17 protein-coding genes are annotated in these 19,848 nt (G+C 39.5%); 4 read left to right on the top strand and 13 right to left on the bottom strand.

The window, feature by feature from the left end; translation table 11 throughout:
- Nucleotides 1-32: 32 nt before the first annotated feature.
- On the top strand, nt 33-764 hold the full coding sequence (locus E1140_RS09470) for a 1-(5-phosphoribosyl)-5-[(5-phosphoribosylamino)methylideneamino]imidazole-4-carboxamide isomerase (RefSeq protein ID WP_155182314.1): 732 nt from the start codon (nt 33-35) through the stop codon (nt 762-764).
- A gap of 77 nt (nt 765-841) precedes the next feature.
- On the opposite strand, the gene E1140_RS09475 is transcribed toward E1140_RS09470, so the two are convergent.
- From E1140_RS09475 to E1140_RS09485, 3 genes are all read right to left on the bottom strand, one after another.
- Complete coding sequence (locus E1140_RS09475; RefSeq protein WP_246202770.1) at nt 842-1,420, bottom strand: hypothetical protein; 579 nt, start codon at nt 1,418-1,420, stop codon at nt 842-844.
- 62 nt (nt 1,421-1,482) lie between these two features.
- Nucleotides 1,483-3,888, bottom strand: a complete 2,406-nt coding sequence (locus E1140_RS09480; protein ID WP_155182319.1) for a TonB-dependent receptor — start codon at nt 3,886-3,888, stop codon at nt 1,483-1,485.
- Nucleotides 3,889-3,971: 83 nt separating this feature from the next.
- A complete protein-coding gene (locus tag E1140_RS09485) occupies nt 3,972-4,436 on the bottom strand; it encodes a hypothetical protein (RefSeq protein WP_155182322.1) in 465 nt (154 codons plus the stop codon).
- Between the two features lie 105 nt (nt 4,437-4,541).
- On the opposite strand from E1140_RS09485, the gene E1140_RS09490 reads away from it, so the two are divergent.
- The 3 genes from E1140_RS09490 to E1140_RS09500 are packed head-to-tail and all read left to right on the top strand — an operon-like array spanning nt 4,542 to nt 8,181.
- On the top strand, nt 4,542-4,880 hold the full coding sequence (locus E1140_RS09490; RefSeq protein WP_155182323.1) for a tRNA-binding protein: 339 nt from the start codon (nt 4,542-4,544) through the stop codon (nt 4,878-4,880).
- 2 nt (nt 4,881-4,882) lie between these two features.
- Complete coding sequence (locus tag E1140_RS09495) at nt 4,883-5,755, top strand: GNAT family N-acetyltransferase (RefSeq protein ID WP_155182326.1); 873 nt, start codon at nt 4,883-4,885, stop codon at nt 5,753-5,755.
- Complete coding sequence (locus tag E1140_RS09500) at nt 5,752-8,181, top strand: bifunctional UDP-N-acetylmuramoyl-tripeptide:D-alanyl-D-alanine ligase/alanine racemase (protein ID WP_155182330.1); 2,430 nt, start codon at nt 5,752-5,754, stop codon at nt 8,179-8,181. The genes E1140_RS09495 and E1140_RS09500 overlap by 4 nt, the downstream gene beginning before the upstream one ends.
- 139 nt (nt 8,182-8,320) lie before the next feature.
- Here E1140_RS09500 and E1140_RS09505 read toward each other — a convergent pair whose 3' ends face one another.
- The 10 genes from E1140_RS09505 to E1140_RS21460 form a co-directional block, all read right to left on the bottom strand.
- Nucleotides 8,321-9,781 (bottom strand): M28 family peptidase, encoded by a 1,461-nt coding sequence (locus E1140_RS09505; protein WP_155182332.1) that lies wholly within the window; start codon nt 9,779-9,781, stop codon nt 8,321-8,323.
- A 183-nt stretch (nt 9,782-9,964) separates the two neighbouring features.
- Complete coding sequence (locus E1140_RS09510; protein ID WP_155182335.1) at nt 9,965-11,899, bottom strand: glycoside hydrolase family 3 protein; 1,935 nt, start codon at nt 11,897-11,899, stop codon at nt 9,965-9,967.
- 105 nt (nt 11,900-12,004) lie between these two features.
- A complete protein-coding gene (locus E1140_RS09515; RefSeq protein WP_246202772.1) occupies nt 12,005-13,138 on the bottom strand; it encodes an SO2930 family diheme c-type cytochrome in 1,134 nt (377 codons plus the stop codon).
- Nucleotides 13,056-14,300, bottom strand: a complete 1,245-nt coding sequence (locus tag E1140_RS09520) for a parallel beta-helix domain-containing protein (protein ID WP_155182338.1) — start codon at nt 14,298-14,300, stop codon at nt 13,056-13,058. The genes E1140_RS09515 and E1140_RS09520 overlap by 83 nt, the downstream gene beginning before the upstream one ends.
- Nucleotides 14,301-14,429: 129 nt before the next feature.
- Nucleotides 14,430-15,233: an alpha/beta fold hydrolase gene (locus E1140_RS09525; protein ID WP_155182341.1), complete on the bottom strand. Its 804-nt coding sequence runs from the start codon at nt 15,231-15,233 to the stop codon at nt 14,430-14,432.
- Between the two features lie 59 nt (nt 15,234-15,292).
- Nucleotides 15,293-16,909, bottom strand: coding sequence for a M28 family metallopeptidase (locus tag E1140_RS09530; RefSeq protein ID WP_155182344.1), 1,617 nt, complete (start codon nt 16,907-16,909; stop codon nt 15,293-15,295).
- Between the two features lie 168 nt (nt 16,910-17,077).
- The gene (locus E1140_RS09535) at nt 17,078-17,428 is read right to left on the bottom strand and encodes a DUF2200 domain-containing protein (RefSeq protein WP_155182347.1); all 351 of its coding nucleotides are present in this window, start codon (nt 17,426-17,428) and stop codon (nt 17,078-17,080) included.
- Nucleotides 17,429-17,431: 3 nt separating this feature from the next.
- A complete protein-coding gene (locus tag E1140_RS09540; protein ID WP_185153510.1) occupies nt 17,432-18,517 on the bottom strand; it encodes a ligand-binding sensor domain-containing protein in 1,086 nt (361 codons plus the stop codon).
- 77 nt (nt 18,518-18,594) lie between these two features.
- On the bottom strand, nt 18,595-19,050 hold the full coding sequence (locus E1140_RS09545; RefSeq protein ID WP_155182352.1) for a DoxX family protein: 456 nt from the start codon (nt 19,048-19,050) through the stop codon (nt 18,595-18,597).
- Nucleotides 19,051-19,157: 107 nt separating this feature from the next.
- Nucleotides 19,158-19,848, bottom strand: a 691-nt coding sequence (locus tag E1140_RS21460; protein ID WP_185153512.1) for a Gfo/Idh/MocA family protein, incomplete at its 5' end; no start/stop codon positions are given.

Genomic DNA, 19,848 nt, shown 5'->3' on the forward strand with positions numbered 1-19,848 from the left:
AGAATTGTAATCTCTAAAACCAACGGAAATCAATGATTCAGATTATACCTTCAATTGCCATAAATGATGGAAAAGTCATAAGACTTCAGCAAGGCGACTTCAGCAAGGAGATAGTGTATGACCAAACCCCAATAGACCTTGCCAAATCTTTTGAAGATCATGGTATTGAGGTAGTGCACCTTGTGGATTTGGATGGAGCAAAAAGAGGGCAGCCTAAGAATTATCATATACTGGAGGCCATTGCTGGCTATACTAATCTGAAGGTTGATTTCACAGGGGGTATCCACACCGATGGAGACATTTCTAAAGCATATGAATATGGTGCGAGCTATATTACTGCAGCAAGTATTGCTGTAAGCAGAAAGGAATTGTTTGCTTCGTGGATTGTGTCTTATGGAAGAGAAAAGATCACTTTGGGTGCCGATGCGCTTGATGGTAAAATTGCCGTTCGTGGTTGGCAGAAACAAACTGATGTGGATATTATTGATCATATAGATTACTTCTATTCAAGAGGCCTGAAATATGTTAAGACAACAGATATTTCTAAAGATGGTGTCATGGCGGGACCTGCTTTTGATCTTTACCAACAAGTGATAGATAAGTTTCAGGACATCTGTGTATTGGCCAGTGGAGGGGTAAGAGATGTGGCTGATATTGAAAGGCTAAATGACATGGGCGTTTTTGCCGTTATTTTTGGAAAGGCCTTCTATGAAGGAAGAATAAAGCTAAAAGAGCTCGAGAAGTTTATTGTGAAAGTAAGCTAGATAAGAGTGCAAGAAGAGTATAAAAAAACCCAGTCCATAAAGGCTGGGTTTTTTGTTGTATTAAATTTCTGTTCTTCTTATCGTATGATTGCAATAGGAAACTCAACATCCACATCTGTTTCACCATCCGTAGATGTACTTGTTGCAGATTTATTATCCGGTTGATGTTTCAGCACAATTCTGAAAACTCCAGCTACTGCGTCTCCTGTTTGCCAGCTTGTGGATAATCCTGTAGGTTGGCCATTGCCGTCTTGATCAAGATAATTTAAAGCATCATCACGGCTACCAGCACCAATATTTCCGTTGCCCTGAGGGTTGGCAAAAATGTTATTGGTAAACTCGAAGAAAATCATGTGCTCATCAGCTTCTTCTTCAATTTCCTCAGTGATAGACTCACCCTCCGCTGCATTATTAAATTCTACTGATAGTGTGTAGGTAGCGTTTGCTTTAATTTCGATGTCATCGTAAGTAAATGAACCTGAGCCAGAGGGATCGTTAGCTTCAAATACAAACTCATCACCTGTGTCGTCATCAGTAAATGTGAGGACGATATTGTCAATTACTTCTTCTTCGTTTTCTGCGGCAGGCACATCATCATCATCGCATGAAGCAAAGCCAACTAAAAGAGCCAGCAAAAGTACATTTAGGTATTTCATATTTTTCATGTTGGTTAATCAATGATGCAATAATATTGCAAATGCAACAATGTTGCAAGAGATTACAATTTTAATTGTACTCCAAGTTCGAAATTTATTCCAGGTTCATCTGCAAAATAGCGGATGAGGTTGGTATATTGTCTATAAGTCGTATTAAACAGGTTTTTACCACGTAAACTTACTACCCATTGCTTAAAGGATAGTGTACTTGAGGCATTCACCAAAGTATATCCTTCTGGTGCTTTTGTAAAATCAAAATTGGAATCATCAGTAGCAAAGGGGTTGAAATTTCTATCATCTACGAATGTCTGCGCAGGAATTACTCTGGGCGCATTATACTGCTCAAAATTATAGCTTACTTCTAGCTTATTATCCCATTCTACATTCCCCAATGACTTGGTAAAATTAATCTGATAGGATATTTTATTTGCAGGCATGTTAAACAATACATCATCATTTTTTATGTCTCTGGCATATAGGTAGGAGCCGGTGATTTTTGAAGAAATCGGCTCACTGTGCTTAATTTTAAGTGTGGCGTCTAACCCACTAAGCAGAGCGTCTGTTTGCTTAAATACAAACAATGGGAAAGTGCCTCTTACGGTATTGATTATGCCACTAGGTGCTGAGTAAATGTAATTTTTTATAACATTAAGATATGGGGAGACCTCCAAAATGATTTTTGAATTTGCATACGAATAGGTGCCTATGAGCTTATAACCTAATTCATTTCCCACAGATAAATCATCAGAATCTAAAACTACATCTGTAGTAATATTTCCATTTTCATTGGTATACCTATAAAAGCCATACTGGTTAGTATATTGATGCTTTCCATAGCTAAAAAGTTCTGCAATATTGGGTGGTCGCCAGGCTGTTGCCAGGTTCATCCTCATTTCACTGTTGCTATTTAGGGTTTTTTTGATCCCTATTATACCGCTTACACTTTGAAAATTCTCATCAACAATGAATATGTCATTTCTACTATCCCGTCCTCGAAATGAAGCATTTTGGAAGTCATATCGCAGGCCAATGTCCAATGTAGTATTGGTACTGAGTGACCTTGTTTCGGCTATGTAGACACCTATTCTTCCATTATTATAGTTAGGTATAAATGGGATGGTATTGGTTCCTTCTACATTATTATTGTCTTGATAGAGCCATTGAATACCAAGGGTGCCCTCCCAATCATTGACAGTTGGATGTAGCCATTCTGCATCAACAGTGTGTGTCATAAGTTCCAGGTTAATTGAAGGCACATCTGCATTACTTCCTCTTCGTACATCAAATTCTTTCCGTGTATTATATTGAATAGCATATGTCAGGTCCAATCTGCTATTAGTGAAATTATGGCTGGCCTTCAATTTTAAAACGTCATGACTGACTTCCTGATTGGGGGCTTTGATTTCATAAGAGAAGTCTTCGGTAAAATCTGGAATTTCATCATTAATAGCATCTGCCAGATCCTCAATATTTCCTGTTATTGAACCCCTCAAAATTCCTAACTTCTGTTCGAAGTGGCTGAAATGTGTTTCAAAATCCCATTGTCTTTTATGAAACCGAAGACCTACACCAAGGCTTGACTCACGAAGTCCTGTATTAGTTAGTTGATAGTCGGGAGTATTCAAATCTCCCTGATATCGCCCTGCGCCTTGTACCATCCAGGCAAAATTCTCAAACCCTTTCTGGAACAAGAAGCTGCCATCTAGTGCACGGCCATTGGATTCTGCCTGTAAATTGATGTCACCATGAAAGTGGGAGCTCAATTCCATTTTTGGCGGGTTGATAAGTATAACTCCGCCAATGGCATTTGGTCCGTATTTTACGGCAGCTGCTCCTTTAATGAGCTCTATACCTTCAGCCATTGAAGCATCAATTTCTGGAGCATGTTCCTGGCCCCAGTCCTGGCTTTCATGCCTGATGCCATTGTTGATAATTAATATTCTGTTGCTATGTAAACCATGTATGATGGGCTTTACTACATTACTACCTGTAGTAAGGGTAGAAACACCACTGATAGAGGAAAGTGCATCGCCTAATGACTCTGATTTTATTTCTTCAAATTCCCTACCCTCTATAGTACTTATGCTACTGCTTTTAGAGAGGTCCTTTTCAGCTTTATCTTCAACCACAATACTTTCAAGTATAAGATTATCAGGAGCCAATTGAACTACAGGGTCGTTGTGAAAGGCATCATGATGGTGAGTTAGCTGCTTATAGCCGATATGCGAAATCAATAAGTCTACTTCGGTTTCACAGAGGTCATTAAACTCAAATAAACCATCACTGTCCGTGGTAGAACCTTTAGACGTACCCTTTATTTGTAAACTGGCGAACTCAATGGCCTTTCCAGTTTGGGCATCAACAATTTTTCCTTTGATGCTACAGCTACAGTTTACGCGGCAGTCTTGCTGCCCCATGACTAATGTGCTAACAATTAGGAATAAAAGAGTAGAAAATAGGTGTTTCATTGTAAATGCAACAAAGTTGCAAAAACTTATGCAACATCTCTAAGGATTTATGCAAATGGTGATATTAGTACTTGTAGGGAAATCTATTGATCTATGACGTTGACGTCATTGAACTTAAATTTTTGAATAATGTAGTAAAGAACGTTGAACCCTAGAACAGATTCATTGTTTTCACCATTATTAACAGCCTCAGAATTGTTAGTTCCTGAATCTGACGTAGCTGTTTTTTCTTTTACTTCTTCCTTTTTTGGAACCAAAGAGGTTTTAGGAATAACTGTTTTAATTTCTTTTTTCTTTGAATCAACAGCACTAGCACCGTCTGGCTTTGCTATTGAGACTTCACTTGAGGGAACTGTTACTTCGTTATGAGGTTCACCTATACCATCGGTAGGTTGTTGACCCTGCGTGTAATTAACATCAGCTCGATTATAATCCCCCAAACCATGATCTGGACTGCCCTCCTGGGCTTTAGTATCAAATGGATTTAGGAATAAAACCCCTGATATTAACAGGACCGTCAATAGTGGTTTTTCGGTAGTTCTATTCATCTCAACGTTTCGAAGTGTCCTAATATACGCATTAAAATCTAAAAGGTTATTTACTCCGTTGGCTCATGTACCTTATTTTTGTTAATTACATCAAAATGAGAATCTATGGATGAAATATCATGGGCAGATTTCGAAAAAGTAGCCGTTAAAGTAGGAACTATTACCCGTGCTGAGGACTTTCCGGAAGCTAGAAAACCTGCTTATAAATTGTGGGTAGATTTTGGCCCCAAAATAGGAGAAAAAAAGTCTAGTGCACAGATAACAAAACACTATTCCAAAGACGAATTAATCGGAAAACAGGTTGTGGCTGTGGTTAACTTTCCAGAGAAGCAAATAGGACCAGTTATTTCTCAGGTTTTGGTGACTGGGTTTGCTGATGAGAATGGAGATGTAATATTGGCAGTACCAGATAAAAAAACGCCAAATGGTGCTAAATTGCACTAAATATGGCCGACTCTATATACATCAAAAATCTTAAGCCTGTAGACCTTACAGAAATGTACATCACATTTCTTGATGCTTTCTCAGATTATGCGATTCCTTTTAAGCTTACCAAGGAACAATTTGTAAGAAAGTTTGTGCAAAAGCTTAAGATTGACTTCAACCTTTCTGCCGGAGCTTTTAATTATGATGGTTCATTGATAGGCTTTATTTTTTCTGCTGTTAATTATTATGATGGAAAGCTTACTGCCTATAACGGAGGTACAGGGGTAAGACCAAGATATAGAGGTCAACAGCTAACTACTCAGATGTATGAATACCTGGCGCCACTGTTTAATGAAAGAAAAATAAAGCAATGTGTGCTTGAAGTGCTTACCTCAAATGACAGAGCCATTAAAGCCTATCAAAACATTGGATTTGAAAAGACAAGGTTTTTTAAATGCTACATTTTGACAGATGTGGATAACTTAAAGGTTGGAGCGAACAGAACAAGCGCAGATATTTTTGCTGTTAGATATCCTAATTGGGATGTTTATGATAAGTTCTGTGACTATCAGCCAAGCTTTCTTGATTCCTCCAGAATGATTTCAGACAACCTTGCTAATGAAACAATTATAGAAGCCCGTATTGATGATGAATGTGTTGGGTTTGCAATCTTTCAGCCTTCATTTGGGAGAATTAGTCAAATAGGAATAAAATCAGATGTCAGAAGAAAAGGCATTGGTAGTGCCATTATCAACTATATTTTTGAAGCCAGTCTACAGAAAAAATTGACAATAATTAATGTGAATGATGAGGCCGAAGGCACAAAGTCCTTCTTTACAAAATTGGGGTTCGATAATCAGATTGATCAATACGAAATGATATTGTCATTATGAGGTTTAAAGACATTGCAGAATTTACCCATGGTAAGGTGCTTGCAAATCATTCTAATGATGAGATTAAATCGCTGATCATAGATAGCCGGAAGGCTTTTATATCCAGAGATGCACTCTTCTTTGCTATAGCTGGTGAGTATCATGATAGTCACAACTTTCTGCACGATCAATATGCCAAAGGGGTTAGAAACTTTGTTGTTCAAAAACAAGTTCAATTAGGTCCAGAAGCTAACGTTATTCTTGTTGATAACACGATCTCAGCACTTCAAAAAGTTGCCTCAAAGCATCGCTCACATTTTAAATTACCTGTCATTGCTATAACAGGAAGTAATGGTAAAACCATTACCAAAGAATGGCTTTTTACCTGCCTTACCCCTTTTTACAATATTGTCAGAAGTCCAAAAAGCTTTAACTCACAGGTAGGGGTTCCACTATCTTTATGGGGTATTAGTAAAGCTCATAACTTAGCCATTTTTGAAGCAGGTATATCTCAATCTGATGAGATGCAAAACCTGGAAAAAGTGATTCAACCTTCACTGGGGATTTTCACCAATCTTGGCGCTGCACATGATCAGGGCTTTGAGTCTAGGGAACAAAAACTATCTGAAAAGGCGCAGCTTTTTGAAAATGTTGAGACCGTAATCTTCCATGGAGATGATGACCTGATTTATAACAAATTCTCAGGCAAAGCTTTTTGCTGGGGTTATAAAGACCGTTGCACACTTAAAATTATAAGTGTTGATAACGCTTCAAAAGGTGCACTAGTTCAGCTGGCGTATGAGAGTGAAAACTTTGCATTAAAGCTACCATTTACAGATCCTGCTTCATTAGAAAATATGATGCATTGCATAGCTACAATGCTCTATCTCAAAATAGGCAAAGAGGATATTCAGGAGCGGATTAATAAACTGCTGCCTGTAAATATGCGGCTTGAGCTTAAGAAGGCAATAGGCAATAGTTATATTATTGATGACACCTATAATAATGATCTTGGAGGTCTGCAGCGGGCAGTTGAGTTTTTAACGACACAGCAGCAGAAGAGCAGGAAGGTGGTAATAATCTCAGATATATTGCAGTCTGGCTTGCCTGATGAAGTTTTGTACCGTCAGGTGTTTGAGAAACTACAAGCCGCAGATGTTGACCTTGTTATTGGAATTGGAACAGACATTAGCGATTATCAATCATTATGTAAACAGCCTGCTCATTTCTACAACGCCACAGACGACTTTTTGCAAAACATTGAGCAGATGGACTTAAACGATTCTGTGATTTTAATTAAAGGAGCAAGGGTTTTTGGACTGGAGAGGATTGTAAAATCCCTGGAGGAAAAAATTCATGGTACGGTACTTAAAATTAACCTGGATGCCCTGACCAACAATCTTAATTTTTACCGATCTAAGTTGGGAGGCAATACCAAAATAATGGCCATGGTAAAGGCCTTTTCTTATGGGAGTGGAAGCTTTGAGATTGCTAATCTCATGCAGTATCATAGAGTAGATTATCTGGGTGTGGCCTACGCTGATGAGGGAGTAAGACTCAGGGAAAATGGTATTCACTTACCTATTATGGTGATGAACCCTAGTCCTGATAGCTTTGAAAGTATTTATAAAAACAACCTTGAGCCTGAGATTTATAACCTTGACCTACTCGATAAATATCTACAATTTCTAAATGGTCGCGAAGGAGCGATTCATTTGAAAATTGAAACGGGCATGAAGCGCTTGGGTTTTGACGAGGATGAGATAGATAGCCTGATTCAGCGTTTGCAATCCAATGATAATCTGACAGTGAAAAGTATTTTCAGTCACCTTGCCGGAGCAGATGAAGCTATACATGAGCAATTTTCTGAACAGCAGGCGGAAAAGTTTAGCCGGCTTAGTGGAAAACTAAGATCAGCCGTTAAGGAAAATCCGATTCTTCACTTAGTTAATTCACCTGGTATTTTGCGTTATCCACAATTTCACTTTGACATGGTGAGGTTAGGCATAGGGTTGTATGGTGTAGAGGCAGGCAAAACGGAGGACCAAAAATTATTGCAACCTATAAGCGAGCTAACCACAATCATTTCACAATTGAGAACAGTTAAGCAGGGTGAAACAGTTGGTTATGGTCGTAAAGGTGTTGCTGACAAAGATATTGTAGTTGCTACTATTGCCATTGGCTACGCAGATGGTTTTTCAAGAGCATTTAGTCAGGGTAAAGGTTTTGTTTGGGTTAATGGTCAACGAGCTAGTGTCATTGGCAATGTGTGTATGGACATGACCATGATTGATGTTACAGATTTAAATGTTGAAGTTGGTGATCAGGTGGAAATCTTTGGAAATAATATCTCAATTATTGAATTGGCTGATGGTATAGGCACCATACCTTATGAGATACTCACCAATGTAAGCCAGAGAGTGAAAAGGGTTTATTTTACGGAGTAACCTTTTCAAGTACTATTCATTCAAATGTCTCTTAATGAAATGTACGAGATTTTCTAAGCAGTAATTCCAAACTACTTAGAGAGATAACTTCAAAGTTACTGGCTCTCCTTTTTTTAAAAGAGAGCCAGCTGTTTATATGTTATTTCTCATAAAGAGCCTTCCCTGCCTCATAATATTTATCTCCCTCTGTCCAGAATGGTGTCGTTGGATCATTGGCTATTAATCTACAGGCCAGTACATAGGCACCAAAGAACTTGTAAAGGTAGTCGTAATCCAGTGTTTCAGGATTATCGGCTGTTTGGTGGTAGTACTTGGTTATTTCAGCATCGAAAGCAGTAAAGCCCAAACTAAAAGTAGGCGCAGGTACTCCTTGAGCTGCAAAATTAACATTGTCAGATCTGTCAAATAGGCCTTGCTCACCAGCCGGATCATCAATGGCTTTTAGGTCAAAAGTTTCACAAGCTTTCATGATATGATCTGCTGCAGTGGTACGACCAAGCCCTACAATAGTAGCAATAGAAGTATCATTATAACCGCCATTATCACTATTGAAGCAATATACCATTTGGTTCATCGGAATTAACGGGTTTTCAGCGTAGTACCGGCTACCCAACAAACCTTTTTCCTCTCCTGTGAAAAGGATAAACAAGGCGGATCTTTTGGTAGGGTTTCTGGCAATGTTCTCAGCTGCACTCATTACTGTAACCACCCCAACTGCATTGTCTCTGGCACCATTATAAATAGAGTCACCTTCGGCATTTGGCTTGCCAATACCAATATGATCATAGTGTGCGGAGTAAATCACAAATTCGTTTTTCAATTGCGGGTCAGTACCTTCAACCATGCCAACTACATTTTTGGCAGGCATATCTGTAGAAGTACTTCCTTCAATTTGAATATCAGCCGATTTGTTGGATTTGAGAGCACTTAGCCCTGCTTCATCACTCTTCACCATCAGGTGGAGGAAATTATCGGTGTCATTGCTTTTTATTTTTGTAGAAGACCTTCCATAATACCTGTTGAGGCGTGTCCATTCCGCCTCTGTGAAACTTGTAAGTTCAATGATTCCAGCGGCTCCTTTATATTTAGCCAGCTGAGATTTTGACTCAGAAGTAGCGAATGCTCCACTCAGGTCAGATGCATCTTTTGAACCTGCCAGTGCAATGACCAATTTACCTTTAACATCCTTTTTCTTATAGTCTTTTTCAGTTCCGTATTCTACAAAAACAGTTTCAAGTGACTCTGTCATATTACCACCACCAAGTACTACTATGTCTTCAAATAGCTTTTCACCGGCACTCACTTTTTTAGTGGTTGCTGGGGTAACCGTTTCCAATATCATTGGCTGAAAATATCCATCCACAGCACCTGGGACAGGTTGCACACCATATCGCTGAAATGTTGTCGATAAATATTTGGCTGCAATTCCAATTTCAGGAGATCCAGTTGCCCGACCTTTTAGTTCGTCTGATGCCAGAAAATAAACATGTCCTTTAATTGTACTTTGAGATATAGTTGCCTTCACCAGTTCAGCATCAGATTGTGCAAAAGCAGAAAGTGTGGCAGTTAATAAAATGGAAAGTAGTATGTGTTTAATCATAGGGTTGATTTTTTTCGAAGATAAGGGAAAAGTTTTCAATGGAATAGTGTTAGAATAACAATCGATTATATTGCTACTTTGTCTACATGTGGGTTTAATCGAAATAAGATCAAACCCTGATGAATAAAAAGCCCTGCACTTCCTCAGGAAGCGCAGGGCTTTTATCATGTTATTTCAGCTCGACTAGTTGTATGCGAGTCCAAATCCATAAGCAAACAATGGATCTTTGCTATCATAAGGAACATCTGTCTTTTGCTCTTCAACTGCCTTCATAGAAGATGGGAGCTCGAATGGGAGCTTACCTTTAGGGGCTGAATTTCCGAACAGTACTTCACAAACTGCTTTGTCACTGGCACCATAATTGGCAATTAGTGCTTTTGAAGCTCCAGCAATATCAGGAATAACTGCAGGCCTGTCCAGATAGATATCCACAACTGTAGGCACAGTTTTGAGCAGCTTCATAATCTTCTCTTTCGCCTCACCTTTAAAGTCTAAGTCACCATGGTGAAAACCTAGAGCAAAAGGATTTTTTGTGTCTGCAGGATACCAAGGGGTGTTGATCCTGATGATGGCAAAATCTGCAGCTTCTGGTGTGGCAACTACTTCGGCATATTCGGCCACAGTAGCACTGTCAATATTTTCAATATAGACCTTTAAAGTATTCTGGGTTAATGGAAGAGTATTATCATTTTTGAGCAAAGTCATTGATTCTTGTTGACCTTTTTCACCTAACTGCACCCACCCTGGCTTACCAACGATCTCACCTACCTTTGTTTCATCTACGAATGGGTTATCGAACAATCCTAATTGGAATTTTTGTTTAAGAAGTCTTCTAACAGAAACATCCACCCGATCCTCTGAAAGCTTGCCTTCCTTCACCAACTGAACAACTAACTCAGGTTTATTCTCTCCTCCAAACTGATCGCAGCCCACTTCTATCACTCTTAATACTCGTTCAGGCTCGCTCAATTCCTCAACTCCCCAAGCCCGGGCTTTCCAGATGACGCCTGGTCCCATGGGTACATCAGAAATTAAACCCCAATCTGTGCAAACCACTCCATCATATTTATACTTTTCTCGAAGTAGTGTCGTGATGATGGCTTTGTTGTATGCCATTGCAACGTTCTCATCGGTCTGATCAACAGGCACACCATAATATGGCATGATGGCGGAGGTATTGGCTTCAAAAGCAGCTTCGAATGGAATCAGATGATAATCAAAATTATTTCCTGGATAGATCTGACCTTTTTGAAATGAGAAGTGCGGATCAAGGCCTTCTTTCTGTGGTCCGCCACCAGGGAAATGTTTGGTCATCGCAGCAATACCATTTTCATCAAGTGTTGCACCTTGAAGGCCCTCAATATAGGCTTTTACCAGCATGGCTGAAAGCTCAGCATCTTCACCAAAAGTGCCGCTAATTCTCGCCCATCTGGGCTCTGTAGCCAGATCAATTTGAGGGTGTAGTGCTTCTCTTATGCCAACGGCTAAATATTCCTGCCTTACAATATCGGCAAACTTTCGCATCAAAGTTTCATCACGTAGTGCTGCTAAACCCAAGGTCTCTGGAAACTGAGAAAATCCTTTGGCACTCATGGCGAAGATGTTATTACTGAAATGGTGACGTGGGTCTGAAGCTATGGTAACAGGTATGCCCAGCCTACTAGCTTCAGCCAAAATCTGCACGTTGTTATACCACTTTGCTAAAACACTTGGGTCTTCAGGGATGGCCCAAATATTTAAAGATCTTATCTCTTTTTCTGACATATTCTCCGCAATAGAAGGCATCCTTGCGGCCGGACCTTCAATACCTTCTTTGCTATCCGGCAAGGTTGTGGTACTTACCCCAGTACCGGTAAGAAACATTAAACCGGCCTTTTCTTCAATGGTCATTTGGCTGAGCAGGTCATCTATTCGCTCTTCTATAGGGAGAGATGAATTCTCATATTTATCAAGCTGATTGTTATGATTGAGGTCCCTATATTTTTTCCCATCCGACTCAACAATAGCCTTTGATTTATTTGTGACCAGCTCTGGTAGGTTGGCAATCTCCTCATTTTTTGTGGTGGTCTGGCAGCTGACAATTGCTGCTGAGAAAAGAAGAATTAGTGACTTTTTCATTCCCATAATTTCAATGCGTTAATATGACGCATTAAAGATAATGAAATATTCTAATTTGAAGAAAATAGAAATGGGTATTGCTTCATTTCAGCTTTTAGCCAAGCACTAATTTACAACCATTCCGTCAATCCATTCCTTGATAAGTGCCACACCTTCTTTGTGTTCCATTTTACGCCCAAGCTCAGGCATCATTACACCAGGGTCCAGTGACTTAATTCGGTGATATAGAATGGAGTTTTCTGCATTTCCTGGAACAATGCCATACTTCAAACCTCCTGAACCTCTACCGGCAGCTACAGGAGGTTTATTGAGGCCTAATTTGTAGTCATCAGTTTGAGAGGCAAATAGGTAGAGCCCCGTATTTTTGGCAGGCCCTTCCGGACTATGGCAGTGTGCACAGTTAATTTCCAGCCAGGCTCTTGCTCTATCTTTTATTAGGGCAGTTTCATCATTGTAGTTAGTAAGTTTAGGAATGTGATTTTCAGGTAGTCCCGTTAATAAACCTGCTTCCTTCCATTGCTCCAATTGACCATCTCGGTTTAGCTGTCGGGCGTTTGGTCCAATGGGCGAGAACTTTCCATTGCGCTCGTGGCAACTCTTGCACTGTACCTGATTGGGCACCGAGTAATTCAGGTCTATAGTCACACCTTTTGTATCTTTCCATGATGCTGCCACTGTAGCTCCGGCTACTTCCAGGTGAGCTTCAGTTTGTTCTTTATTCCATACATAAGGCACTGCCAGCCAACCCTCATTTTCATGAACTAGTAGTCGTGTTTCCAAAATCCTCATTTTTCCATCAGGTTTATTGAAGTCTTCCGGATAGTAGAAGTTTTTTATTAACACCGAACCTACTGGGAAATCTAATGTAGAAGAGGGTTGATAGCCCATTGCGCTATCCTTGGGCAACTTTATAAACCTTGCCTTGAAGGCATAATCGCTAAAAAGAGCTGAATTGATATCATAGGGAAAGACACCTTCGGCAGGTTTTAAGTTAGCCATTGGCAAGTCAAAAAGCTCCCACGCACTCAATTTATCAGGCCATTTGCTGGCTTTTGATGTTCCTGATAGAGAAACTTCCTTTATTTCTGCTTGCTTGTGCTGCTGACTGCAAGCCAAGATCAGGACTGCAATACCTATGGTTATGAACAATCTCATATCAGAAAATCGGAGTGATTGATTGAGTCTCACATTGATAGGCAGCCCATTCATCAGTAAGTCCTTCCAGATCATGTTCAGCATCGAGTTCAGCAAATTTGATATCGCCATTATTATTCAGGCATAACTGAATTGGCTTCTCAGGGTCACGGATCCCATCAAAAACTATATCAGGAGTATTGAAAGGGAACTCAGTAAGAAACAGCAGTCCAAAATCATTTTTGAGGGTAGGAAACCACTTACTATTGTCAAAGATGTTATGATGAATGTTGATATCATTGGCAAATGAGTTATACTCACCGGTATTTGTTTTTTCGGTAATCAAATTATCAAGTTGGGTTCCACCTTCTGCGCCCATCAACTCAACCAACTTATAACTTGCAATACCGACTCCCAGGGTTTTATTATCAATCAATTCATTATTGAAGATTTCAATATTCTGTGTAGCCAGTAAAAGTATTCCTGTTCCAGGAGGAACAATGGCTACAATATTGCCTTCAGGAGCAAAATTGCGATAGTTGTTTTCATAGACTCTGTTTTTATAAACTCTTGTGGTATGTCCGCTTTGTGTAAGGCCCGGTAAATCGAAAACCAAAATACCGCCAGTATTATCATGTGCTTCATTTTCATAAATTTCTACCCAGCGCGAGTTTTCACTTTCAATACCTGCTACATTCTTGATCACAATATTATTTCGAATGATCACACTATCGCTTTGGCCTACATAAATGCCCGCATCAGATGCACCAATTGCAAAGCAGTTTTCCACCACCACATTTTTTGATAGCACCGGGTAAAAGGCATATGCGCCATTGGTTTCATCTGGTTCACCAGTCCATTGCGACTTTACACCCCTGAAAGTAATGCCTCGAGTGTCGGTCACCTTAATGTTATCCCCTTTGGCATCTTCAATGGTAAAATCTTCGAAAGTAAGGTTGATGCAGTTGCTGGCCTTGATGCCCTCAGCGCCTTCCTTCTGCATGGCAAAAGAAAGCACGGTGTTATCCAAACCAGCACCTTTGATGGTTACATTCTTTTTTCCATCTATCAGCAAGCTCTTTTTAAACATATAATTGCCTGCTGGCAAGTCGATAGTCTCTCCATCTGAGGCATTAATAAGCATGGTTTGAAGGTCTTTTTCAATAGAACTCCACTCGCGCTCCTCTTTACTTGAGCAAGCGAAAATAAACAAACTGGCAAGCGTCAGACAGATAAAGCAGTGGACATATTTTACTAAATGAGACATTGTGACTGATGGTTTTTTGGCACTAAGATTAATTAAGTTTATAATAAAAACTGAGAATAAGCAAACACCATTTCTGTGCAATCTGGTAAACCGCAAAGTATCAATGTGTTGGGAAGTTGCAATAGCGCCCTAATGATCAACTAAAAATCCCAAAACCGCTTCAGCAAAATTAGATTGCTTGTAGGTGTTGTTATGATCTCCTTTAACGATCACCAAGTGACTATTGGGCAGATGTGTTTGTAGTTCTTCGGGGTCACCATTATCTCTGTCTTTATCACCACAGATGATCAGTATTTTATTCGAAACTTTACTCAGCTCTTCAGGACTAGTGACTGGTTGATAATCTTGTAAAAGCCCTAAAGCTTTAATATCCGCATTGATGGACTTGGCATAGTTAACAGCACCTTCTGTTAAATCATTAAGAGGAGCTCTGCCACTAAAGGCATCAGCAAAAGCAATGCGTCTGTCCCAATTGGGATTGGTAAAATCAAAGCCCATTCCGCCAATGACCGCTTTAGAAATACGAGTTTCTACCGTGAGTAACTTTGCTAAAATAATTGAGCCTCTTGAATAGCCAATGACTACATAATTTTTTAATTTGAGATGATCAGCCAGCGCCATCAGGTCTTTAATCTCAGCATCGTTTTTATAGGCTTCAGCATCATGCGGCCTGTCCGAAAGACCATTACCTCTTAAATCCGGAATGATAACCCGATAGCCATTTTCTAAAAGCTCCTTTTTTAAAACAGTATTTTCCCATGAGCTGCCATTAGAGATAAACCCATGAATGAGGATAACAGCCTCCCCGACCCCCTCATCTGTGAAGGCAATTTTGGTGTTATCAAATGAGTTAAAGTAAGCAACAGTTTTATCCTGTGCGGCTACTTTAATCGAGATCATTAGCATTAAGAAAAGAAGTTTCCAGTATTTCATGATCAATACTTTAAAAAAGAGAGCAACCCCTGGTGGAGTTGCCCCTCTATTGTCAATTATTATTTTCTTGCCGCTTTAAATTCACTTCCATCATACCACTTCGGGAAGTAGTTTTCATTAGACAGTTTCAATCCAACATTGTAAAATAGTTGTAAGTCTAACTGGATGCCGCTTAGTTCTGTAGTTTCCGGATCATACTCGTCAGAAGGCTGATGGTATTTATTAATACGATAGTAATCGTTATAGGCTTTTATCTCCTCAATACTTTGATCAAAACCTTCATAAGTACCACTGGCATACAACGCTGGGATTCCAATTTTAGCAAAATTGAAATGATCTGATCGGAAGAAGTATCCTTTCTCAGCTTCCGGATCTGGAATGATGTATCTGTTTTGCTCGTCAGCAGCTTCTTTAGCATACTCATCCATTTCTGATTGACCATAACCTGTAATGGTAAGGTCTTTCATTTTTCCCGGACTATCTAAAGCATCAATGTTGATATTAGCCACCGTTTTTTCAGGTTGGAAAATTGGGTTTTCAGCGTAATAGGCTGAACCTAATAAACCCTGTTCCTCACCAGTAACTTCTAAAAACACAATTGAGCGTTTTGTTGGGCCATTTTTCATGAAAGCTTCGGCTATCGCTAAAAGTCCAGCCGTGCCCGTAGCATTATCTACCGCACCATTGTAGATGGAATCACCATCAATGGCTTTACCAATACCAAAGTGATCCCAATGAGCAGAATAGATGATATACTCATCCTTCAGCTCGGTACCCGGTATCATAGCCACCACGTTTTTAGAAACGTCTTTTTTGATTTCGTTTTGAATGGATACTGTAACATTTAAATTCAAAGGAATAGGAGAAAAGCTTTTATCCCTTGACATGGTTTTATAATCCTGACCTTTCATGGCAGATGCTTCAAACATTTTTTCAGCACTTTCAGTGCTAACCCAGGATTCTACATCTAACAGCGGCAAGTCACTGGCTATTGTTAAGCGAGCGCCACTCCAGCCGGATTCAATAACATTCCAACCATAAGAGGCAGGTTCTGTGTCATGAATAATAATTAGGCCCGCAGCTCCTTGTCTAGCGGCTTCTTCATATTTATAAGTCCAACGGCCATAATAGGTCATTTCATTGCCTTTAAATAGTGTGGAATCACCAGATTTAAAACCAGGGTCATTAATTAAAACTACTGCTGTTTTTCCAGCCCAGTCTATTCCTTCATAATCATTCCAACCATACTCTGGAGCTACTATGCCGTAACCAGCAAAAACAAGCTCGGAGTTTTCTAAACTAACCTCTTCCTCGGGTTTATTGGTAGTGGCCACAAAATCTTTCAGATAGTTTAAAGTGATGTTTTCATCCTGCCCGGCAATAACCATTGTTTCAGAAGGCGTTCCAGTAATTTCTACCATGGGCACATCCTGAAAATAGCTGTCTCCATTACCTGGTAGTACTCCTAATTTTTCGAACTCATCTTTCAAATAATTAACAGTGATCTCTTCGCCTTCGGTAAATGGTTTTCTACCCATAAAGTCATCTGATGCCAGTCGCTCAAGATGTTTGCCAAGGGTTGCCGGGTCAACTTCAACAGCACTGACTTCCTCTTTGCTTTCCGGTGTGCAGCTTGCTAATGCGATTAAAATTGAAATTTGTAAATACTTCTTCATTTATGATTTTTTTAATTGAACTAAACCCAATGTGTATAACAGGACTTTATGTCCATGTTATAATGCAAAGATCAATGTAGCGTTTTATTTGATTACAATCAATTTTGGAGTTATTAGGCTGAGTTGGTTTACTTTCTTGGTAATTGAAATTAATGGTTTGGGTGATAGCTATTTCCTCAAAATCTTCTCCATGGCCTTGCCTCTGGCCAACTCATCTATAAGCTTATCCATATACCTGATTTTTTGCATGAGTTCATCTTCGATTTCCTCTACGTGATAGCCGCAAATAACCCCAGTGATTTTGTCAACATTTGGGTTTAACTGTGGAGCCTGCTCAAAGAAATTTTCAAAATCAGTTTTTTTGTCTATTTGCTTTTGCAGTGCTTGCTGATCATAGCCTGTAAGCCAGCAGATAATTTCATCTACTTCAGCCTTGGTGCGGCCTTTTTTCTCCGCTTTAGTGATATAATGAGGATAGACACTGGCAAATGCCATGGTGAATATTTTATGCTTTTTCATAATTCAATACTTCCTTTTAAAAGAACTACCATTAAATACATACACGCCACTGGGATCGGCCCCACCAAACCATAGCTCGCCATGCTTGCTATTATATATCGTCCATATTTGATTGCTCGGGAGGCCATCCTCTTCAGTAAAGTTTGTGAGCGACTCACCATCAAAGCGCCAAACTCCTGACTGATAGGTACCAAACCAGATGTTTCCTTCATTGTCCTCTCCAATAGAGAAGATTTTTTCTAGAGAATTACCACCGGTTTCTGCTTTTGTATGGTGGTGGAGTTCGGTAAAATTTATGATATTTTTTCCATCATATTTTAATACTCCAAACCCGTTATTGCCTATCCACAGGTTGCCCTTGCTATCATAAAGTAAGCTTCGGATGTGCAATGCACCCTTATCTCCAGTTAAACCAAGGCTTTCATTCTTGATGATTTTAAAGTCTGTGCCATTGTAGCCAATAGCAGCCCCATAGGTGCCAAACCAAATCATGTTATCTTTACCTTTCACTAGTGGTGTAGTTACTGAATAGTAGCTTTCTTCTCCTGCTTTAAGCTCAATAGGAAATGCCTGATATATGAGTTTGTCACCATCATAACGATATACACCGGGTTGACCTTCTCTCGTATTGAAGCCAGTGCTTTCATCTCCTTTAAACCATAGGTTATTCTCACTGAGTTTCCACTCATTTTTTGAACTGTAATCTCTTTGGATAATTGTAGTTAACCTTTGGCCATTGTAGTTGCTTAATCCTTTGCCTCCTTCAAACCAAACAGTACCGGCTTCATCTTCATAGATTGTCCTGATCTGGTTGTCACTTAATCCATTTTCTACAGTAAAATAGGTGAGTCCTTCACCATCAAATAGAGCAGCACCCTCCTGATGACTACCAAACCAAATATTACCTTTGTTTTCCTCCAATATGGAGCGGATACCACTTGTATATTTTAAAGGAAACGGATCTTTTTTTATCTCAACCTGAGCTTCTTCTGTTGGCTGCTTAGACTTGCTACCATCAGAGCAAGCGCTAACGAATCCAATTACAAGGATAGTTGATAGCAGGAAGTTGAATTTCCTTTTGTGATGCATACTGACCATTTATACAGATTAAAAACCTGAATATAATAGTTCTGCACTACAAATTAAGAACTGGGGAACTTCTTAGTTTACCTTGATTTTGACAGGTATCCGTCAATAGAATATTTACCTGGGCCTGTGATAAGTATGGCTACAAAACCCATGATATAAAGAAATAGCTTTTCCTGACCGCTGAAGCCATCACCACCGTGTACTAAAAATGCTGCTACACAAAGTGTGAAAATAACAGGTGCCGATGCAAATCGGGTAAACAAACCTACCATGATCATTAATGACCCTATAACCTCAGCGCCTGTGGCCAGTGCAAGAGATAGGGGTGCTCCTAACCCAATGAAATCCAGAAATTTAATGGGCTCATCACCAAATAGTCTACCTACTTTGCCAATGCCATGCCCATAGAGTAAGAATCCGCCAAAAGTAACTCTCAACACGAGAGCAGCTATACTTCCTTGTTTTGATAATTCTAAGTAGTTGTACTTCATCAGTTTCATTGCTTCTGTTTTTATAGCAAGTATAAGATGCATGTTTGAACATCAGAAAGGATTTTTGATGTGCGGTTGGTGTAGAATATACATTAGTGCCCTTTTTAGGTTACACTGATGTTATGGTAGTTTAAACCTCCAGAATCGGTTTAATACTCTAGTCCAATTTCTTTCTTAACGCGGTCAATTATTTTAATTAAATCAAGACTTAGCTTAAAGGGTAATTTTGAGCTTTGGGTTAAACCCTGGCGCATGCAATTGTTCACTTCTTCTATCTCATGAAAATATCCATTGCCTTCATAACCAATTTCAAAAACCTCCTCTACTCCATTTTTAGTCAGCGTGATTTTATTAGCGTGGTGAAACCTACTATGAAGTTTAATGGTGCCTTCGCTACCATAAATACAGGCCTCTGTTGGTGTATTGGCCTCTAAGGTTGATTCTAGAATGGCTTTGGAATTATTACTATAGTTGAAAAGCATGGAGCAATAGCTATCCACTTCTGTCTCAGTCATACGAGCCATAGCTTTTATGTCTGTAGGTAATCCTAAAACTAAAAGGCTTAAGTAAATAGGGTAAATTCCAATATCCAATAAAGAGCCTCCACCTAAATTCTTATTAAAGAGCCTACCTTCAGGGTTTCCATCTCCTTTGAAGCCAAAATCAGCATGAACGAATAACACTTCTCCAATAGCATTCTGCTCAAGTAGTGCTAGCATTTTTTCTATTGCTGGTATAAAACGTGTCCAAATGGCCTCCATTAAAAACACTTGCTGTTTGGCTGCTTCTTGAAGCATCTCTTCCACCTGATTTGCCTTTATGCCCATCGGCTTTTCACAC

Origin of the sequence: Fulvivirga lutimaris, assembly GCF_009711525.1 — a bacterium.
GTDB classification, from domain to species: domain Bacteria; phylum Bacteroidota; class Bacteroidia; order Cytophagales; family Cyclobacteriaceae; genus Fulvivirga; species Fulvivirga lutimaris.

What these genes read in the sequence shown, in the direction of transcription:
- E1140_RS09470 (WP_155182314.1), top strand. Translation starts at nt 33, where the DNA reads ATGATTCAGATTATACCTTCAATTGCCATAAATGATGGAAAAGTCATA.
- E1140_RS09475 (WP_246202770.1), bottom strand. Translation starts at nt 1,420, where the DNA reads ATGAAATACCTAAATGTACTTTTGCTGGCTCTTTTAGTTGGCTTTGCT.
- E1140_RS09480 (WP_155182319.1), bottom strand. Translation starts at nt 3,888, where the DNA reads ATGAAACACCTATTTTCTACTCTTTTATTCCTAATTGTTAGCACATTA.
- E1140_RS09485 (WP_155182322.1), bottom strand. Translation starts at nt 4,436, where the DNA reads ATGAATAGAACTACCGAAAAACCACTATTGACGGTCCTGTTAATATCA.
- E1140_RS09490 (WP_155182323.1), top strand. Translation starts at nt 4,542, where the DNA reads ATGGATGAAATATCATGGGCAGATTTCGAAAAAGTAGCCGTTAAAGTA.
- E1140_RS09495 (WP_155182326.1), top strand. Translation starts at nt 4,883, where the DNA reads ATGGCCGACTCTATATACATCAAAAATCTTAAGCCTGTAGACCTTACA.
- E1140_RS09500 (WP_155182330.1), top strand. Translation starts at nt 5,752, where the DNA reads ATGAGGTTTAAAGACATTGCAGAATTTACCCATGGTAAGGTGCTTGCA.
- E1140_RS09505 (WP_155182332.1), bottom strand. Translation starts at nt 9,781, where the DNA reads ATGATTAAACACATACTACTTTCCATTTTATTAACTGCCACACTTTCT.
- E1140_RS09510 (WP_155182335.1), bottom strand. Translation starts at nt 11,899, where the DNA reads ATGAAAAAGTCACTAATTCTTCTTTTCTCAGCAGCAATTGTCAGCTGC.
- E1140_RS09515 (WP_246202772.1), bottom strand. Translation starts at nt 13,138, where the DNA reads ATGCTGAACATGATCTGGAAGGACTTACTGATGAATGGGCTGCCTATC.
- E1140_RS09520 (WP_155182338.1), bottom strand. Translation starts at nt 14,300, where the DNA reads ATGTCTCATTTAGTAAAATATGTCCACTGCTTTATCTGTCTGACGCTT.
- E1140_RS09525 (WP_155182341.1), bottom strand. Translation starts at nt 15,233, where the DNA reads ATGAAATACTGGAAACTTCTTTTCTTAATGCTAATGATCTCGATTAAA.
- E1140_RS09530 (WP_155182344.1), bottom strand. Translation starts at nt 16,909, where the DNA reads ATGAAGAAGTATTTACAAATTTCAATTTTAATCGCATTAGCAAGCTGC.
- E1140_RS09535 (WP_155182347.1), bottom strand. Translation starts at nt 17,428, where the DNA reads ATGAAAAAGCATAAAATATTCACCATGGCATTTGCCAGTGTCTATCCT.
- E1140_RS09540 (WP_185153510.1), bottom strand. Translation starts at nt 18,517, where the DNA reads ATGCATCACAAAAGGAAATTCAACTTCCTGCTATCAACTATCCTTGTA.
- E1140_RS09545 (WP_155182352.1), bottom strand. Translation starts at nt 19,050, where the DNA reads ATGCATCTTATACTTGCTATAAAAACAGAAGCAATGAAACTGATGAAG.